The sequence below is a fragment of the Streptomyces sp. NBC_01351 genome (assembly GCF_036237315.1).
Taxonomy (GTDB): domain Bacteria; phylum Actinomycetota; class Actinomycetes; order Streptomycetales; family Streptomycetaceae; genus Streptomyces.
Window position 1 is genome coordinate 1263980 of sequence record NZ_CP108356.1, and the last position, 17127, is coordinate 1281106.

General features: G+C 68.5%; 19 protein-coding genes. 8 read left to right on the top strand and 11 right to left on the bottom strand.

The features are described from left to right. Positions 1-180: 180 nt before the first annotated feature. From OG625_RS05910 to OG625_RS05935, 6 genes are all read right to left on the bottom strand, one after another. Entirely contained in the window at positions 181-2115 is a 1935-nt protein-coding gene (locus OG625_RS05910; RefSeq protein ID WP_329377005.1) for a hypothetical protein, read from the bottom strand. 1 nt (position 2116) lies between these two features. Beyond that, positions 2117-2689: a hypothetical protein gene (locus tag OG625_RS05915; protein ID WP_329377006.1), complete on the bottom strand. Its 573-nt coding sequence runs from the start codon at positions 2687-2689 to the stop codon at positions 2117-2119. Continuing rightward, entirely contained in the window at positions 2686-4041 is a 1356-nt protein-coding gene (locus OG625_RS05920; RefSeq protein ID WP_329377007.1) for a dsDNA nuclease domain-containing protein, read from the bottom strand. Before OG625_RS05920 ends, OG625_RS05915 begins: the two co-directional genes overlap by 4 nt. Positions 4042-4399: 358 nt before the next feature. Then, a complete protein-coding gene (locus OG625_RS05925) occupies positions 4400-4522 on the bottom strand; it encodes a hypothetical protein (protein WP_329377008.1) in 123 nt (40 codons plus the stop codon). A gap of 185 nt (positions 4523-4707) precedes the next feature. Then, positions 4708-5733 carry a hemolysin family protein gene (locus OG625_RS05930; RefSeq protein WP_329377009.1) on the bottom strand — a complete coding sequence of 342 codons (1026 nt, stop codon included), beginning with the start codon at positions 5731-5733 and terminating at the stop codon, positions 4708-4710. Next, a complete protein-coding gene (locus OG625_RS05935; protein WP_329377010.1) occupies positions 5730-7061 on the bottom strand; it encodes a hemolysin family protein in 1332 nt (443 codons plus the stop codon). The genes OG625_RS05930 and OG625_RS05935 overlap by 4 nt, the downstream gene beginning before the upstream one ends. 381 nt (positions 7062-7442) lie before the next feature. Between OG625_RS05935 and OG625_RS05940 the strand changes: the two genes are divergently transcribed. From OG625_RS05940 to OG625_RS05955, 4 genes are all read left to right on the top strand, one after another. Beyond that, positions 7443-7661, top strand: coding sequence for a hypothetical protein (locus OG625_RS05940; RefSeq protein WP_075971580.1), 219 nt, complete (start codon positions 7443-7445; stop codon positions 7659-7661). Between the two features lie 105 nt (positions 7662-7766). Further along, positions 7767-8789: a sporulation protein gene (locus OG625_RS05945; RefSeq protein ID WP_329390463.1), complete on the top strand. Its 1023-nt coding sequence runs from the start codon at positions 7767-7769 to the stop codon at positions 8787-8789. A gap of 108 nt (positions 8790-8897) precedes the next feature. Continuing rightward, positions 8898-9353: a tellurite resistance TerB family protein gene (locus OG625_RS05950; protein WP_329377013.1), complete on the top strand. Its 456-nt coding sequence runs from the start codon at positions 8898-8900 to the stop codon at positions 9351-9353. Positions 9354-9565: 212 nt separating this feature from the next. Next, positions 9566-9772 (top strand): hypothetical protein, encoded by a 207-nt coding sequence (locus tag OG625_RS05955; protein WP_329377015.1) that lies wholly within the window; start codon positions 9566-9568, stop codon positions 9770-9772. A 213-nt stretch (positions 9773-9985) separates the two neighbouring features. Here OG625_RS05955 and OG625_RS05960 read toward each other — a convergent pair whose 3' ends face one another. The 3 genes from OG625_RS05960 to OG625_RS05970 all read right to left on the bottom strand — a co-directional run bounded on the left by OG625_RS05960 (position 9986) and on the right by OG625_RS05970 (position 12339). Then, complete coding sequence (locus OG625_RS05960) at positions 9986-10873, bottom strand: universal stress protein (protein WP_329377017.1); 888 nt, start codon at positions 10871-10873, stop codon at positions 9986-9988. A gap of 126 nt (positions 10874-10999) precedes the next feature. After that, positions 11000-11932: a M56 family metallopeptidase gene (locus OG625_RS05965; RefSeq protein WP_329377019.1), complete on the bottom strand. Its 933-nt coding sequence runs from the start codon at positions 11930-11932 to the stop codon at positions 11000-11002. Between the two features lie 5 nt (positions 11933-11937). Beyond that, entirely contained in the window at positions 11938-12339 is a 402-nt protein-coding gene (locus tag OG625_RS05970; protein WP_329377021.1) for a BlaI/MecI/CopY family transcriptional regulator, read from the bottom strand. A 224-nt stretch (positions 12340-12563) separates the two neighbouring features. On the opposite strand from OG625_RS05970, the gene OG625_RS05975 reads away from it, so the two are divergent. The 4 genes from OG625_RS05975 (at position 12564) to OG625_RS05990 (ending at position 14700) form a co-directional block, all read left to right on the top strand. After that, positions 12564-13139, top strand: a complete 576-nt coding sequence (locus OG625_RS05975) for a TerD family protein (protein WP_272262319.1) — start codon at positions 12564-12566, stop codon at positions 13137-13139. 334 nt (positions 13140-13473) lie between these two features. Next, positions 13474-14055: a TerD family protein gene (locus OG625_RS05980; protein WP_329377027.1), complete on the top strand. Its 582-nt coding sequence runs from the start codon at positions 13474-13476 to the stop codon at positions 14053-14055. Positions 14056-14142: 87 nt separating this feature from the next. Next, positions 14143-14409 carry a Sec-independent protein translocase subunit TatA gene (tatA, locus tag OG625_RS05985; protein WP_272262316.1) on the top strand — a complete coding sequence of 89 codons (267 nt, stop codon included), beginning with the start codon at positions 14143-14145 and terminating at the stop codon, positions 14407-14409. Positions 14410-14529: 120 nt separating this feature from the next. Continuing rightward, entirely contained in the window at positions 14530-14700 is a 171-nt protein-coding gene (locus tag OG625_RS05990) for a hypothetical protein (RefSeq protein WP_272262314.1), read from the top strand. A 241-nt stretch (positions 14701-14941) separates the two neighbouring features. Here the strand turns inward: OG625_RS05990 and OG625_RS05995 are convergent, their stop codons facing one another. Beyond that, positions 14942-15664 (bottom strand): potassium channel family protein, encoded by a 723-nt coding sequence (locus tag OG625_RS05995; protein ID WP_329377031.1) that lies wholly within the window; start codon positions 15662-15664, stop codon positions 14942-14944. Then, a complete protein-coding gene (locus OG625_RS06000; RefSeq protein ID WP_329377033.1) occupies positions 15657-17009 on the bottom strand; it encodes a TrkH family potassium uptake protein in 1353 nt (450 codons plus the stop codon). Before OG625_RS06000 ends, OG625_RS05995 begins: the two co-directional genes overlap by 8 nt. Positions 17010-17127 lie beyond the last annotated feature (118 nt).

A 17127-nucleotide genomic window follows, 5' to 3' on the forward strand; every position in this document is an offset into this window, starting at 1 on the left:
AACGCGCCGCTGACAACGCCCTCAGGACACCCAGGACTCCTCTCCAACGGGGCTGTCCAGCGTCCCAGCCGCAGAATTGAACGGCTCGGGCCAACGCCCTACGCGCCTCATTGAGAAAAGCGATCACAACGGCTGTGCGCCAACGCCGGATCAGAGGCTCACGCAGTCCAAACAGCCTGATCAGGACTCGTCCTCGGCGCGGTGGGTGTGCTCGGGTCCGGGGTGGGCTACGCCTGGGACGAGAGGATTGTCGTAGTCAAGTTCGATCTTGCCGAAAGCTGCGCCTGGGGTGGGCGCCGAATCGTTGTCGGCGATGATCAGCTGGACCTGCGGGCCGTGGACCTCGGCGAGTTTTTGAAAGCGCTGGTAGGTCCGATGCCCGCGCGCCTGGTCGTCCAGGTTGCTCCCGGACGCCTTTCGAGGCGAGTCGATGATCAGCAGTGACGGCACCCGGACGTCTCGGTGTGTGATGCCGAACTCCAGCAGGGAGAGGCTGTATGCGACGTTGATGCAGGTCACGATCCCCCCGCCGTCGGCCTGAAGACTCTCGAACGAGACGTTGTCCACGACCGGCAAATAGGACGACGGGTCGATGGTCGCGGACTGGATCCACGGTGCGGGGCGCAGCTGCGAGATCATCGTGTTGAAGTCTCGACCAAGGTCTCTCACGAGGGTTTGTCGCGCAGCGAGTTCAGCTGTGCGGGCCTTCTTCTCAGCGGTTGCGCGGGTTCGCTGCTCCTTGATGGCTCGGACGTCTCGTGCGATCGCGTGTGCCCGCGTCCAGGAGTCTCGTAGCTGGGACACGGAGTCGATGGCTGCCCTGAGGGAGGCCGCGCGGGCACTGGCGTCTGCGATGGCGTCGAAGCGGGGTGCCACGAGGTCGCGGGTCTGTGCGTCGAGTTGACGGCGCAGACTGTGGGCGAGGAAGTCGGTTTGCTGGGCTCGTTGTTGCGCGACTTCCAGGACAGCGCTATCGGCTTCGAGCACGGCTCGGGCGTCCTGAAGCTGAAAGTCAAGATTCCTTCGGGTCTGTGCGATAGCAGCGGGATCGACGTCTTGGTCGTGCGGGTCGTCCTGAAGGCAGACCACGCAGTGGTCCTCGGGTACGGAGCGGGTGCTGAGGCGCTGCATGCAACGTGGACAGACAACGAAGTCGAAGGGTGACAACTTCTCAATGGCGGTGGTGGAGCGGTCGAGTCGGGCCAGGTCGAGCTCGACCTGGGCGACGACCGCGGCACGGGCCTCCACCAGCTCTTCTGCCGCAAGGACGTCCTGCTCGGCGTCGCGGGCACTGTCCAGTGCCGCACGCAGGTCTCGGCGCAGGACGGCGTCGGCTGCGGTGCTCTCCTCCAGTTCGTGACGCAGGGATGCCAGCGCTGCATCTGCTCGCTGCAGCATGTCCCGCAGGCTGGTGAGCTCGGCCCGCAGTTGGTCCTCGGTGCGGGGATCAGTCGCATTGAGGAAGTCCTTGACGTTCTCGTACTCGTCCGTCTTCTTACGGAGCTCCTCCTTGAGCTCGCCCAGCTTCCGGCTGAGTTCCAGCACGGTGCTGTCGGTGAGCGCGAACATCAGCTTGAAGAGGGCGGTGCGTTTGGTCTTGAACCATGTGTCGAGGTGTCCCACGACTTCGCGGTCAATGTTGCGGGCTTCCCGGTACACGTAGGCGAAGAGATCGGTGAACGTGAGGTCCCGCGTTGTGGCTTTGCCGTCGCGGCTGGCGGGGATCGTCTCACGGGGGAAGTCGAGGGCCGCCAGAAGGTAGTCCGACAAGGATGGCAGGTCGTCGTCCGCTTGTACGGCGTAGGTGTTGCGAGTGGCCAGGGTCCCTGGGTCCAGGACCTCCACCTGGCCGGAGCGGGCGTCGTTCACGGTCCTCTTGAGGATCACGTGCTGCTCGCCGATGAAGACCTCGGCACAGGCAGAGATGACGTGATCGCGGACGGCCGGGGTCAGTACGGCTTTGCCACCCACCACATGCTTGAGCAGCATCAGGAGGCTGGACTTGCCTGTGCCGCTGGGACCGCTGACGACGGTGGCCGGCCCGTCGAAGCAGTAGGTCTTCTCGGCGTCGGCGGTGGTGACGGTGAGGGAGCGGAAGCGAAGGTGGACTGCCATTTCAGATCTCCGTCCGCCAGGGCCTGTCGACCGCGTCCGGCAGACGGTCGTAGATGAGGGTCTTCAGGGTCGTACCTGACTTGTTGAAGTGCTTCTTGAGGAGGGTGATGCGTTTCGCCACCACGGACCACTCGTCCGTTTCTGCCAGCATTGCGGCGGCGACCGCGCCGGACGCGGTGATGCGGAACTCGGCCCGGTCAGTCCCGCTGTAGGTGATCAGGTCGCGGGCAGCCAGGGATCCCAGGACGGTGTAGTAGCGGTGGTCCCAGGGTCCGTACTTGTAGCGGGTCATGCGGCTCTCGACGGATAGGCGTTCAGCGGAGGTGGGTTGGGCTCCGTCGGGCCACGGGATTCCGTCCTCGGCCAGGAGGCGCTCCAGCATGGCCGGGTAGCGCAGCAGGAAGTCGAGCTTGGCAAGTTTGGTCAGCCCTTCCAGGCCCTTCTTCACTCCGGTGAAACGGTCGATCAGCAGCAGCACACGGGCCTCGTGATAGTGAGCCTCATACTGCTCCTGTCGACGGGCCCGGTCCCTGAGGCGCGTGGTCGCCACCAGACGGTCGCTGGCGCTTGTCACGACGCCTCCTCCTCCGAGGCGTCGAACACGTCGGAGAAGTAGAAGTCGCAGTCGTCACATAGCTGGTAGGCCAAGCCCCGCAGATGACGCCCGTTGACGGGAAACGGAAGCCCGCCACCAAGTAGGTCTGGTGTCAGGAGCCGCGTCATCAGCTGGTTCATGCGGCGCCCGTAGGGTGCGCCGTCGGACGCTTCCACTTCGGCCTGCTCGCGGCAGGCGAAGACGGTGTCCAAGACCTCGTAGCTCGCGTTGGCCAGCTCCGTGGTGTCTCCCGCCAATCCCGACCGGTGCTGGGACCAGGCGACATACCAGGCTGATCGAAGGCGCTCGGCATGAGCAGCCTCATCCGCCGGAACACGCCCGCGGGCCATCTTCTTGCGCAGGTTGCCCCCACCCGGAGCTACGATCGGCAGTTGGCCGCGGGCGAACGTGGGCACTATGGAACGGCTGGAGACGAACGTGTCGAGGACCGTGGCCTTGGTCAGCCGGCGCCTCGCGATGCGCTGCTGGATCTGCACGCTGTGCAGGACCCTCGTCGGATCGGCGATGTAGACAGCGAGCTGTCCGCGATCGCTCTCGTCGCGGTTCGACTGCTCGATTCGCTCGATCAGTGCGCGATAGGTGGCCTCGACATCCACGTGTTCCCGCTGCAGGGTCGCGATCGCAGGAATGAGGAGACTCTGGAGGTTGACGTCAGTGATGTGCCGGCGGGACGGCAGTTCATCGTCGATATGCAGCGCGGCGAAGAAGAGCTTCACCATGTCGGTGAAACCGTCCGGGATGGCGATGTCGGCGAGCCGCGAAACCTGGGGGACTTCGGGGATGGTGGCGTAAGGCTGCTTCCATCGAACCTTCAAGAGGTACTGGGCGACGGCGCGGGCCATGTCGTCCACCCCAAAAGCGATACGCGGATCAGGCCCGCACATCGCTTTCAGGCTGGTAGCGCCCCCCTTGCCTGTTGTGAGGCCGGCGTTCGTGGCAAGACGAAGCCGGACGTTGCTCAGGCCATCGCACGCACGCCATCGGTCGAAGAGGTGCGCCAGACCTCCGTCCTTGCACAGATCCGCCACGTTCCAGGGGTTCCGCCGCTTTCCGCGGTGCTTCACTGATACGAGTTCGACCGAACCGCCGGCGTACGAGACCACAAAGTCTTCGTGCCACTCACAGACCACCGATTCGACAGACTCCTGCGTCAGCAGCGCAACGCAGATCTGGGCGGCGACCTCTGCCTGATACCGGTAGTTGCCCAGGGTGTCCGACCCGCTGTCCTCCTGAGGAGCCACGCGGAAGATCGGGTGCACGAACCCTTCATCAGACTCTGCGTCCTCTGCCGCCTCAGCCTCAAACGCCACTGCTCACCCCCCACCCCGCCGCTGGAGCTACGCCCCCAGGGCCGACGGCGGAAGATCACCACATTTACCACAGCACCCGTGCACTCCGTAACCGGTCGATCACATTCGAGGCCGCGGAAGACGTGGGCCCGCTTCACCACAGTCGACGGCGACGCACGGGACTTCCGACTCCCCCTGACCTTGGAGCAGCCACAGGCTCGCGACCGCGCGTCGATCCTGCGTGGCCCGCGCCCCGGACCGCCAGCCCACCTGGCCCGTCGGGTCCCGTTCGCCCCCAATCATTCCCACTGCAGCCGAGACATGACCTGGGTGGGCGCCGCCGCACCAAGATCCAGACCATTTCCGGACCAGCCCCCGGTCAGGCGAGGATGACGAGTTGGGCGCGGTCGAAGGCCGGAGCCTGGTCATGCCCTGGTTGACGTTGATCCTCGCGATCACCGGGCTGATCCACCATCCGCTCGGCGATCTCGTCACTGGGCATGCCCTGAGTGGCGGGGCCGCCCGGTTACAAGAGGCGATGTCCTCGCGCCCACGGTAGGAGTCGGGCACAGCAGGTGGATCGCTTTGCGGCAAGGGGGCGGCGGCGTCGCCGTGTCGTACGGGCCGGCTGATCCGCCGGTGGCCGGCACCCGGGTCGGGTCCGGCCACCGTGGTGCGGGGAGGCGGTCAGGCGCCGGGGTCGTGGGCCGCTCCGACGAGCTCTTCGAGGAGGTCTTCCATGGTGACGAAGCCGAGGACGGTGCCCTTGCTGCCGGTGACGGCGGCGAGGTGGGTACCGGCCGTGCGCATTGCGGTCATGGTGTCGTCCAGCGGGGTGTCGAGCGCGACCTTGGTAATCGGGTGCAGCGACGCACGCGGGAAGGGCTGGTCGCGTTCGGGGGCGCCGAGGGCGTCCTTGATGTGCAGGTAGCCCAGGATCTCCTCGCCCGGTCCGGTGACCGGAAGGCGGGAGAAGCCGTGGTGCGAGGCCGTGCGCTCCAACTGTCGCGGGGTGATGTCGTGGCCGACGGTCGCCATGCGCTCCAGGGGCACCATGACCTCGCCGACCGGCCGGGTGCCGAGCTCCAGGGCGTCCTGGAGGCGCTCGCCGTCCTCGGGGCCAAGCAGGCCGGCTGCAGACGAGTCCTTGACCAGGCGGGCGAGTTCGTCGTCGGTGAAGACGGAACCGACCTCGCCCTTGGGCTCGACCTTCAGCAGACGCAGCAGCGCATTGGCGAAGGCGTTGATGCCGAAGACGAACGGCCGCAGCGCCCGGGTGACGGCGACCAGCGGCGGCCCGAGGAGCAGCGCCGTGGGTGCCGGGGCGGCGAGGGCGATGTTCTTCGGGATCATCTCGCCGACGAGCATGTGGAGGTAGGTCGCCAGGGTGAGCGCGATGACGAAGGCGATCGGGTGGATCAGGCTCTCGGGCACGCCGATTGCGTGGAACGGCGGTTCCAGCAGGTGGGCGATAGCCGGCTCGGCGACCGCGCCCAGGACCAGGGAGGAGACGGTGATGCCGAGCTGGGCGGTGGCCATCATCGCGGAGAGGTGTTCCAGGCCCCACAGCGTCGTCTTGGCCCGCCGGTTGCCCTTGAGGGCGGCGGGTTCGATCTGGCTGCGGCGTACGGAGATCAGGGCGAACTCGGCGCCGACGAAGAAGGCGTTGGTGATCAGGGTGAGGGCGCCGATCAGCAGCTGGATCGCGGTCATCGGGCTCGCTCCTCATCGGCTGCGGAGACGGCGGGTGCGGCGATCGTGACCCGGTCCGCGCGGTGGTGCTCTATGTCGAGCACGGTGATTTCCCAGCCGTCGACGGTGATGGTGTCGCCTTCGGCGGGGATGCGTTCGAGCTGGGTGGCGATCAGGCCGGCGAGGGTCTCGTACGGGCCCTCGGGCACGTCGAAGCCGATCTCTTCCAGTTCGTCGAGGCGGACGCTGCCGTCGGCCTCCCAGACCTGGCGGCCGTCCTGTTCGGGGCCTTCGATGAGGTCGGGGACCTCTATCGGGTCGTGCTCGTCGCGGACTTCGCCGACGACCTCTTCCACGATGTCCTCGACGGTGGCGACACCGGCGGTGCCGCCGTACTCGTCGATCACCACGGCCATGGTGCGGGCCTTGCGCAGCCGCCCGAGCAGGGTGTCCACGGGAAGTGAGTGCGGCACGAGCAGAGCCGAGGTCATCAGGTCCGTGACCGGGGTCTTGACCCGCTGCTCCTCCTCCAGTGCGAGGACGTCTCGGATGTGGAGGGTGCCGATCACCTCGTCGAGGGTGTCGCGGTAGACGGGGAAGCGGGAGACGCCGGTGGCCAGCGTCAGGTTCGCCGCGTCGGCCGCGGTGGCGTGGGCCTCCAAGGCCTGGACATCGACGCGGGGGGTCATCACGTTCTCCGCGGTCAGCTCGGCCAGGTGCAGGGACTTCACGAACAGTTCGGCCGAGTCCGCCTCGATGGCTCCCTGGCGGGCCGAGTGCCGGGCGAGAGCCACAAGCTCCTCCGGCGTACGGGCAGAGGCCAGCTCCTCGGCCGGCTCCAGCCCGAAGCGGCGCACCAAGCGGTTCGCGGTGTTGTTCAGGTGCCGGATCAGGGGGCCGAAAGCGGCGGTGAAGGCGCGCTGCGGGCCGGCAACGACCTTCGCGACGGCCAGCGGGCGCGAGATCGCCCAGTTCTTCGGCACCAGCTCGCCCACGACCATCAGCACGACGGTCGAGAGCGCGACGCCCAGCAGCGTCGCCGTGGTGGACACCGCCCCGGAGGACAGGCCGAGGGCCTCCAGAGGTCCGCGCAGCAGCGCGGAAACGGACGGCTCGGCCAGCATGCCGATCACCAGCGAGGTCACCGTGATGCCCAGCTGGGCCCCGGACAGCTGGAAGGTCAGCCGCTTGGCGGCCTTCAGGGCACTCTCGGCGCCCCGCTCGCCGGCCGCGGCGGCGCGCTCGAGCTCACTGCGCTCGACGGTGGTCAGCGAGAACTCGGCGGCGACGAACACCGCGCACGCCAGAGTCAGCGCCAGAGCGAGAAGCAGCAGCAGGACTTCGGTCACCGTGCCACCCCCGCTCCCGGCTCAACAATCAGCGGGCAAGACGTGGCACGGCTCGTACTGGGAGGTTCACCCATTGCGGGTCTGCTGCTCCTTCTTCACTCAGGCCGACTGGCGCGGTCCACGCCAGGGGCGGTTCAGTATCCGCACGACAACTGTAAAGGAACAGCAAAGTCCCTGGCCAGTGACGTCCCACACGGCGAGAGGGAGGGCCCTTTCGGACTTTCCCGCTCAACCGTCGCCTGTTCACTCGACAGCGGCCACGCTGCTCCTATGCTTCTACATGTCTGTAGATTATGCCAGGGCGGACGGAGCACTCCGTGCTGCCCGGGCGCCTGTACGCGCGCCCGTCGGGCTCGCGTGAAGTCAGGAGGGGAACAGAACGTGGCTTCGATCGATCTGGACAAGGTGCTGGACAAGGCGTGGGCGGACAAGAGCCTGCCCGAGATCCTGGCCGCTCCCGTGGGAGCCCTCAAAGGCGTCTCCGACCGTGACGGCGAGCTGCTCAAAGAGGCGTTCGGCGTCACAACCGTCGCCGAACTCGCAGAGCTGAAGTACGTCCGCTGGGCGCAGGCCCTCGCGGCCCTGGACGCGGCGAAGTAACGCCTCAGGCTCGCGCGGTGCCGTGGACCGGACCCCGGTCCGCGGCACCGTCGCGGGCACCGCAACAAAGATCACAACGCAACGCACATGAAGGAGAGCGCCACGATGGTGTTCAAGCGCCTGCTCGGCTCGATGGGTGTCGGCGGCCCCGCCGTGGACACGGTTCTCGACCTGACGACCGCCGCACCCGGGGGCAGCCTGACCGGCGAGGTCCGCCTCACCGGCGGCCGGGCCGGCTTCGACATCGAACACATCACTTTGGAACTCGTCGCCCGCGTCGAGGCCGAGACCGAGGGCGGCGAGCACGAGGGCACGGTTGCTTTCGAGCGATTCCACATCGGCGGCGGCTTCCGCCTCGCGGAGGCCGAGCACCGCTCCGCGCCGTTCGCCATTACGCTGCCGTGGGAGACCCCCATCACCCAGCTGCACGGCCAGCCTCTGGGAATCGTCCTCGGGGTGCGGACCGAGCTCGGCATCGCCGGCGCCAGCGACAAGGGCGACCTCGACCCCCTCTTCGTGGGGCCACTGCCCGTACAGGAGGCGATCCTTGAGGCATTCGGGCAGCTCGGCTTCGGCTTCAAGTCCGCCGATCTCGAACTGGGCCGCATCAGCGGCACCGGCCAGCAGCTGCCCTTCTACCAGGAGATCGAACTCACCCCGCCTGCGCAGTACGCCCACCAGGTCAACGAGATCGAACTGACCTTCCTCGCCCATCCTGGCGGGCTGGAGGTCGTCCTGGAGGCGGACAAGCGCGGCGGCCTCTTCTCCGGAGGCCACGATGTCCTCGGCCGGCACCACGTCAGCCACGAGGGAGCGGCCCACCGGGACTGGAACGCCGTCGTCGGCTCCTGGATCAGCCAGCTCCTCGACGCGCACACCGCCCGCGCGGCTCACACCCCCCACAGCCCCTACGGGCACGGCGCAGGGCACGACGCTCACGCCCACAAGGACGACCACGGACACCATGACGGTCACCGGTCCGGGCCGGGCGTGGGCACCGTGGTCGCCGCTGGCGCGGCCGGCCTCGCGGTCGGTGTCGTCGGCGGGATGGTGGCGGCCGAAGCCGTCGACGAGATCGGCGACTTCTTCGAGGACGACGAGGACGAGGCCGGCGGCGAGGAAGCGTAGCGAATCCGTCACCCGCACCGTAGCTTCTACGGTGGTGTAGAAATAACTTGTCCGGGCCGGATCCGTCCGTCCCCGGCCCGAACAACCCTGCGACCCGATGGAGTTGGCATGGCCCTGTGGGACCGTTTCAAGCAGTCCGCCCGGCAGATGCAGACGCAGCTGGAGGCAAAGAAGAACGAGCTGAAGTCCGGCGCGTTCCGCGACGCGAGCATGGCCATGTGCGCCCTGGTCGCCGCGGCGGACGGAACGATCGACGACTCCGAGCGCCGACGGGTGGCCCACCTGATCGCCACCAATGAGGTCCTGCAGAACTTCCCGGCCGCCGATCTCCAGACGCGTTTCGACGACTACCTCAACACCCTCGCCGCCGACTTCGACTTCGGCAAGGTCAGCATCATGCAGGAGATCGCCAAGGCGAAGAAGAAGCCCGTCGAGGCGCGCGCCGTCATCCAGATCGGCATCGTCATCGGAGGCGCTGACGGCGACTTCGACAAGACCGAGCAGGCCGTCGTACGCGAAGCCTGCTACGCCCTCGACCTCCCGCCCCACGAGTTCGACCTCTAGCGCCACGGCCCTGCCCGTACGAGCCCGGCGTCGCGGCCCCCAAGGCGCGGGGAGGCCTGCCTGCGAGGAGACCGGGCTTCGGGCGGGTGCGCACGATCAGGCGAAGGCTGTGTCGACGTAGCGAATCTCCGGCCGGGCGATGACGCTCCGGACGCCGTTCGATTCCGGAGCCCGGTCCGCAGTCGTCACCTGCCTTGGAGCACAATGTCCGCATGGCGAACAGCGAGGAACGCGGCGCTCCGTACGTAGGTTTCACGGCGGGCATATCGCTGGGCATGATGATGGGAGTCGTACTCGGTCTGCTCATCTTCGACAACCTCGCGCTCGGACTCGGCGTGGGTGTCGCGCTGGGACTCGGCATCGGCACGATCCGTCGGCCTGGGACCGAATCAGCCGAGGTCCAGCCCGGCGAATCCTGATCCTTTCCTTCCCGAACGACCGGCTGTCGTCGTTTCCGACGTAAGGCGCCAGGACCACACGCGCCGAAGGCGGCGAGACACGTGTCGAGGCGCTGTCCGATGTGAGATCTCGGCGCCCGCGAACAGGGCGTTGAGCACGATCAGCGCGGCGTGAGCGCGAGGTCCCACACGGAGCCGTTCACGGCCTCGCGCCCAGCCGGGTGCGGGTGGGCGTCACAGGCTCGAGCGGACCACGGTGACGGGGCAGTGGGCGTGGTGCAGGACGGCCTGGCTGACCGAGCCCAGCAGCAGCCCGGCGAATCCGCCCCGCCCGCGCGCACCCACCACGATCAGCTGGGCGGTCTCGCTGGCCTCGATCAGTGTCGGCCGCGTACGGCCCCGGACGATCCGCTGGCGCACAGTCACCTCGGGGTACTGCTCGCGTTGCCCGGACAAGGCCTCGGCCAGCAGCCGCTCTTCCACCGTCCGTTGTCGGTCCGCGACACCGATCAGGTCCACCAGTTCCACGGGATGGCCGGGGCCGCTCTCGCCGTGATCACTCCACGTGCTCCAGGCGTGCAGGGCCACCAGTTCACTGCCCCGCAGCTGTGCCTCGGCGAACGCGAACCTGATCGCGCCCAGGCCCTGAGGCGAGCCGTCCACCGCCACCAGTACGGGCCCCTCGGGCCCCGTCCGGCCGCGTACGACCATCACCGGGCAGTGGCCGTGTGCGGCAAGGTGGACGGCCGTCGATCCCAGGAGAAGCCCTCGGATACCGCCCGTGCCACGGTGTCCCACCACCACGAGCTGAGCCGTGTGTGACTCCGCTTCCAGGGCGGCCACCGGCTCGCCGGGCATCACCGCGCTGGTGGTCTGCACTCCTGGGGCTGCAGCCTGGGCCCGGTCGACCGCTTCGTGGAGCAGGTGCTCGACCAGATCCCGCACTCCTCCGCCGGGCGGTCCGAGAGGTGAGGCGCCGAGTGGGACGTGCATGGCGGGCCAGACGAAGGCGTGCACGACATGCAGCTCCGCTCCTCTGAGCAGTGCTTCCCGTGCGGCGGCGTCCACGGCGGCTATGGCGTAGGGCGAGCTGTCCGCCCCGACCAAGACCGGACCGGACATCGCCCTGCCTCTCCTCTTCCCGCAGCTCCTGCTGCGGGGCTGGGCCCGCGCTTCGTCCTCCCAGGTTCTCTCGCAGGCCGCACCCACGCGACCAGGGGCAGCCGCGTCAGGCGTCCCCGGGCCAGGTCATAGCGGTGTGGCGGCGTGGAGGATGAAGAACAGGGTGACGGCGGAGTTCGCCGAGGACAGTGCGGACACCGTTGTGCCGGCCGCCGCACCCCACGTGGCCACGCCCACCGCGGTGAATACCGACGGCCAGCGGCTGGAGGCAGGGGCGGGCTCCAGCAGTGCGGCGACCCTGCTCGGCACCGGTCCCGCCGCCGCGAACGCGGGCAGCGTGGCCAGCGGGGCGCCGCGGCTGATCAGCGCCGCCTTGCCGATCGCCACCGCCACCGTACGGCGGCTGCCGACCCTGGCCGCCGCCTCCTCATCGGCCCACCGCTCGGCGGTGTAGGCCACCACCGACCTCAGCGGCCGCAGGAACGGGTTCGCGCGGGCGGCGAGCTGGACGGCCAGCAGGAACCGGTGGTGGCCTCCCGTGAGGTGGGCACGCTCGTGCGCGAACAGTGCCCGGCGCTCGCGGGAGGAGAGCGCGGCCAGCATGCCCGTGCTCACCACGATCCGGTCACGGCGCGAGCCGGGCAGCGCGTAGGCGTACGGAACCTCATCGGGCAGCACGGCCACCGGGGTGGCGGGCAGCCCGGCAAGTGCGCGCTGGCTGCGTCGGCGTACGCGCCGGTGGCGCCATGCCGCCGACGTACACGAGGCGATTACCGCGAGGAGCGCGGGGATGGCGGCCTTGCCGGCGACCTCGTCGTACGGGACCGCTTCGCGCACCTCCGGGTCGGACCAGCCGTCCGGCAACGGGTTGCCGGGCAGCTGCGCGGTCCCCACCACCATCAGCAGCGCCAGGCACAGCGTGCTGCACACCGCCAGCACCGCCGCGGCGCCGGTCAGCAGCCACGTCGCGGTACGCGGGTGCAGATGATGCCCGGCCAGGCGTGCGATCGGCCACGCCGTTAAGGGCAGCACCAGCGGCAGGAACACGAAAATTCCCATGTCCCTCAGTCTTCTCCCGCCTCGGACGCCTTGCCCAGCAGTTCCCGCAGCAGCTCCTCGTCCCCGGGCGTGAGGGCGGTCACGAAGCTGGCCAGGACGGCCTGCCGGTCGCTCTCGGCGTCCAGGACCTTGCGCATCCGCAGAGCGGCCAGCCCGGCCTCGTCGGCGACCGCCATCCACTCGAACGACCGGCCCACCCGCTCCCGCGCCACAGCACCCTTGGCCTGGAGCCGGGTCAGGATCGTCATCACCGTCGTGTAGGCCAGGCCGCCGCCCAGGCGTTCCTGGACCCAGCCGGCCGTGACCGGCCCCGGCGCCTGGCACAGTGCGGCGAGTACCTGGCCCTCCAGTTCACCCTGCCCCCGGCGGGGGGACGGGTCGGCACCGCTCGAGTCTTTCACTGTCATGCCGTCAACCTCCCGCCTCATGGCCTCACCCGATGCGGCGCGGCGGTTCATCGTACTGATCCACCGGCCGACTGCTCGGCGGACCGCGAACGGTCCGCCTCCGCGAAGCCGCCACACCGGCCGAACTCCCACCAATATACTTCTACAGTGTTGTAGATTCGTCTTGATCCGACGGTACGGGCGCGCCAGCCGGGGCCGCGGGGATACCGAATGGGAGTCACGACATGGGTGTGAGCCTGTCCAAGGGCGGAAACGTCTCGCTGAGCAAGGAGGCCCCGGGTCTGACCGCCGTGCTGGTCGGCCTGGGCTGGGACGTCCGGACGACCACCGGGGTCGACTTCGACCTCGATGCCAGCGCGCTCCTGGTGAACGCGTCCGGGAAGGTCCCCTCCGACCAGCACTTCGTCTTCTACAACAACCTCAAGAGCCCCGACGGCTCCGTCGAGCACACTGGCGACAACCTCACCGGTGAGGGCGAGGGGGACGACGAGGTCGTCAAGGTCGACCTCGCCACCGTGCCCGCCGACGTCGAAAAGATCGTCTTCCCGGTCTCCATTCACGACGCCGAGGCCCGCAGTCAGAGCTTCGGCCAGGTGAGGGGCGCATTCATCCGCGTCGTCAACCAGGCCGGCGGTGCGGAGATCGCCCGCTACGACCTCTCCGAGGATGCTTCGACCGAGACCGCGATGGTCTTCGGTGAGCTCTACCGAAGCGGCGCGGAGTGGAAGTTCCGCGCCGTCGGCCAGGGCTACGCCTCCGGCTTGTCCGGAATCGCCGCAGACTTCGGCGTCGGCGTCTGAACAACCGCATGCAGGCGGGGTGGTCCGCCGGGCCCGGCGGACCACCCCCGTCACCCGATACAGGCGCAGCCGTGTCACTCGATCCGGGGATCCCTTGAGGCAGGAAGGCCCGCCCGGAACCGCGGGCGGAGCCGACTTCGAGCCCATGCGGCTCGCATCACCGCCGCACCGACCCGCAACTCCCCCATCCGCCGGGTACGACCGCGCGCCGGATTGCCCAGGAGCGGGGCACCACGTACACCGTCATCGTTTTCTACAGTGCTGTAGATTCATGGCGGTCGCGAAGGCGGCCTCGCGAAGATGCTGTCCGACGGCCGATCATCAGGAGGACACGGTGGGAATCAATCTCGACAAGGGCCAGCAGATCAGCCTGGAGAAGGCCGGCGGTCGCACGCTGAGCGTGGTCCGGATGGGGCTGGGCTGGCAATCCGCCCCACGCAAGGGCTTTCTCGCCCGGATGACCGCGCGGGAGATCGACCTGGACGCCTCGGCCGTACTGTTCGCGGGCAAGGATCCGGTGGACGTGGTGTTCTTCCAACAGCTGGTCAGCAAGGACGGCTCGGTGCGCCACACCGGGGACAACCGCGTCGGCGGCGCCGGACAGGGCGGGGACGACGAGTCGATCCTGGTGGACCTCTCGCGGGTTCCCGTGCACGTCGACCAGATCGTCTTCACCGTCAACTCCTTCACCGGGCAGACCTTCACGGACGTGCAGAACGCCTTCTGCCGCCTCATCGACGAGACCAACGGCCAGGAGCTGGCCCGCTACACCCTCTCCGGCGGCGGCACCTACACCGCCCAGGTCATGGCCAAGGTCCACCGGTCCGGGCAGGGCTGGAACATGTCCGCGATCGGCGAGCCGGCCAACGGCCGCACGTTCCAGGACCTGTTGCCCGCCATCACCTCCCATCTGTAACGAGCACCAGCGCAGCGGACACGTACAGGCCGGAGCCGGCGTGCAGGCTCGGCGCAGAGGGCACCACCCGCATCGGAGGCCAACGCAGTGTTCGGCATCAGTGAGATAGCGATCATCCTTATCCTCGTCGTCCTGGTCTTCGGAGCCAAGAAGCTGCCCGAACTCGCCCGCTCGATGGGGAAGTCCGCCCGGATTCTGAAAAGCGAGGCCCGGGCGATGAAGAACGACCCGGCCAGCAGAACAGCCGCCGGCGAGCAGCCCGCCGACGCCGGTACCGGGTTGGTCATCGAACCCGACGCGGTGATCAGCCCGCGCCCCACCCACGTATCCCGCTCCGACCACCCGCAACGCTGAACTGGGGCCTCGGCCTCCCCGTCGCGCCGCATCCGCCGGGAGGGCACGCCCTGCAAGCGGCCCGCCGAGCGGTATAACGTTCTTCACATCAGTCGTGCCGCAACAGCCCAGCGAGGGAGCATGTCGCGCATCTGGGGTGCCATCGCCCTGGCCGTAGTCGGCACCATCACCACCATGGCCGGCGCCGCGCTCTACATCCTCCCGGGCCCATGGATCCCGGTTCTCGCCGTCGGCATAGCCATGCTCGTGGCCGGTGTCCTCATGCTGGGCCTGGACGCCGACTGCCGTTAGCCGACGTTTCCTCGCTGGTACGTGACGAAGAACCTCGGCCGGCCCGGTGACGCGGCTGCGGGCCTCCGGCAGGGCCCCGGAGCCCCATCGAGAGCGGTCGGCACCAGGCCTTCCGGCTCGCCGTGACCTCAGCGGCGGAAATCCTGCCCGGCACCGCCCTTGACCTGCTCCGCCATCAGTCCGCCACAGCTGCGGGGCAGTGCGTCGTACTGGCGGCGTACTTCCTGCCGTCCGTCGATCGTCATGCGAGTTCGGTGAACGTTTCGACAGCGGTGGTCTTGCCCGTGACGATGATGACGTCGCCCTTCTCGACGACGGTCTCGGCCGTGGCGTGGGTGAAGTCGTTCCCGGGGCGTTTGATGCCGACGACGGTGATGCCGTACTTGGTGCGTACGGCGCTCTGCCCGAGCGGGACGCCGGTGATCGCGTTCGGGGTGATGGTCTTGACCAGGGCGTAGTCGTCGTCGAACTCGATGAAGTCGAGCATGCGGCCGGTGACGAGGTGGGCGACGCGCTCGCCCATCTCGTGTTCGGGGAGGACGACGTGGTGGACGCCGAGGCGTTCGAGGATCTGTCCGTGCTGGCGGCTGATGGCCTTGGCCCAGATGTTGGGGACGTTCTCCTCCAGGAGGTTGGAGGCGACGAGGATGCTGGCCTCGATGTCGGTGCCGATGCCGACGACCACGCTGGGGAAGTCCCCGACGCCGAGCTGTCGGAGCACCTCGGGATCGGTGCAGTCTGCGACGGCGGTGTGGGTGAAGATGTCGCTGTGCTTCTGGACGAGAGCGGCGTCGGTGTCGATGCCCAGCACGTCCCAGCCGCGCCGGGTCAGTTCGTTGGCCAGTGAACTGCCGAACCGGCCCAGACCGATGACGGCCACGCGTTGGTCGCCCGCCGCGTGGGCGCCGAGGTCCAGGAGCCGCTTGCGGCGGCGTCGGCGCAGGGAGTGCAGGTAATTACCCAATGACGGGTCGCTCCTCGGGTAGCTGGTAGCGGCGGGTCCGCTCGCGCAGGGCGAGCGAGGACACCAGGGTGATGGGGCCGAGGCGGCCGACGAACATGAGGAGGACGAGGATCAGCTGGCCGGAGTCGGGGATGTCGGCGGTGATGCCGGTGGACAGGCCGACGGTGGCGAAGGCGGAGACGGCCTCGAAGAGGACGTCCTCGAAGGCGGCTCTGGTGACGGTGAGCAGGGCGAGGGTGGCAGCGATGACGAGCCCCACGGCGAGCAGTGCCACGGTCAATGCCTGGCGCAGCACGTGCGGGGCGAGGCGCCGGCCCATCACGGTGGAGTTGGGCTCGCCGCGGACCTCAGCGAGCATCGCCGCCGCCAGGACCGCGAAGGTGGTCACCTTGATGCCGCCTGCAGTGCCCGCGCTGCCGCCCCCGATGAACATCAGCGTGCAGGTGAACAGGAGGGTCGTGGCGTTGAGTGCGCCCATGTCGATGGCGTTGAAACCGGCGGTGCGGCTCATCGCGGAGTAGAAGAAGCCGTTGAGGATCTTCTCGTCCCAGTCGAAGGGGGCGAGGGTGCCTGGGTTGGTCCATTCCAGCAGGCAGGTGAGCACGGTGCCGATGAACAGCAGGGCGGCGCTGGTGACGAGCGTCAGACGGGTGTGCAGCGACCAGTTGCGGCGGCCGGTGGTGCGGCGCCGGGTGCGGTGGCGCAGGAGTTCCAGCAGTACGGGGAAGCCGAGGCCGCCCAGGATCACGGCCACGGCGATCGGCAGCGTGATCCACGGGTCCTGGGCGTACGGAGTGAGGCTGTCGCCGTGCAGCCCGAAGCCGGCGTTGTTGAAGGCCGATACCGCGTGGAAGAAGCCGGAGTAGGCGGCTTCGGCGACGGAACGGCCGTATCCGAAGCGCAGCCGCAGGGCGAGGAAGGCGCCCACGGCGAGTTCGACGATGAGCGTGCAGCCTGCCACGCCGAGGAGGACGCGGCGTACGTCGCCGAGCCCCAGGCTCTTGGTCTCCGCTGCCGCGGTCAGCTGCATGCGCAGCCGCAGCCTGCCCGAGACCAGCAGTGCCAGCAGGGATGCCAGGGCCATGATGCCGAAGCCGCCGACCTGGATCAGCGCCAGGATGACAACCTCGCCGAAACCGCTCCAGTGCGTGGCGGTGTCCACGACGACCAGACCGGTCACGCACACCGCCGAGGTGGACGTGAACAGCGCCGTCACGACGTCCGTCGTCGAGCCGTCCTGGGAGGAGACCGGCAGCATCAGCAATCCGGTGCCGGCGGCGATCACCAGGGCGAACGCCCACACCACGCTGCGGGCCGGATGAGTGGTGAACAGCGAATGCCACACCCTTGCCGCGCGTCCGGCCACTCGACCGACTTCCCTCCGACTCGACGCCACCATTGGGCCCGAGCATCAGGAGTGCGTCAAGGACCAGCGGCGTCACCCTACCCCGGCGGGTGTCGGC

Excerpts from the sequence above, each read along its gene's own strand:
- OG625_RS05945 (WP_329390463.1), top strand. The coding sequence starts at position 7,767 with ATGGTGTTCAAGCGCCTGCTCGGCTCGATGGGTGTCGGCGGCCCCGCC.
- OG625_RS05975 (WP_272262319.1), top strand. The coding sequence starts at position 12,564 with ATGGGTGTGAGCCTGTCCAAGGGCGGAAACGTCTCGCTGAGCAAGGAG.
- OG625_RS05970 (WP_329377021.1), bottom strand. The coding sequence starts at position 12,339 with ATGACAGTGAAAGACTCGAGCGGTGCCGACCCGTCCCCCCGCCGGGGG.
- OG625_RS05960 (WP_329377017.1), bottom strand. The coding sequence starts at position 10,873 with ATGTCCGGTCCGGTCTTGGTCGGGGCGGACAGCTCGCCCTACGCCATA.
- OG625_RS05910 (WP_329377005.1), bottom strand. The coding sequence starts at position 2,115 with ATGGCAGTCCACCTTCGCTTCCGCTCCCTCACCGTCACCACCGCCGAC.
- OG625_RS05965 (WP_329377019.1), bottom strand. The coding sequence starts at position 11,932 with ATGGGAATTTTCGTGTTCCTGCCGCTGGTGCTGCCCTTAACGGCGTGG.
- OG625_RS05950 (WP_329377013.1), top strand. The coding sequence starts at position 8,898 with ATGGCCCTGTGGGACCGTTTCAAGCAGTCCGCCCGGCAGATGCAGACG.
- OG625_RS05930 (WP_329377009.1), bottom strand. The coding sequence starts at position 5,733 with ATGACCGCGATCCAGCTGCTGATCGGCGCCCTCACCCTGATCACCAAC.
- OG625_RS05990 (WP_272262314.1), top strand. The coding sequence starts at position 14,530 with ATGTCGCGCATCTGGGGTGCCATCGCCCTGGCCGTAGTCGGCACCATC.
- OG625_RS05925 (WP_329377008.1), bottom strand. The coding sequence starts at position 4,522 with ATGCCCAGTGACGAGATCGCCGAGCGGATGGTGGATCAGCCCGGTGAT.
- OG625_RS05955 (WP_329377015.1), top strand. The coding sequence starts at position 9,566 with ATGGCGAACAGCGAGGAACGCGGCGCTCCGTACGTAGGTTTCACGGCG.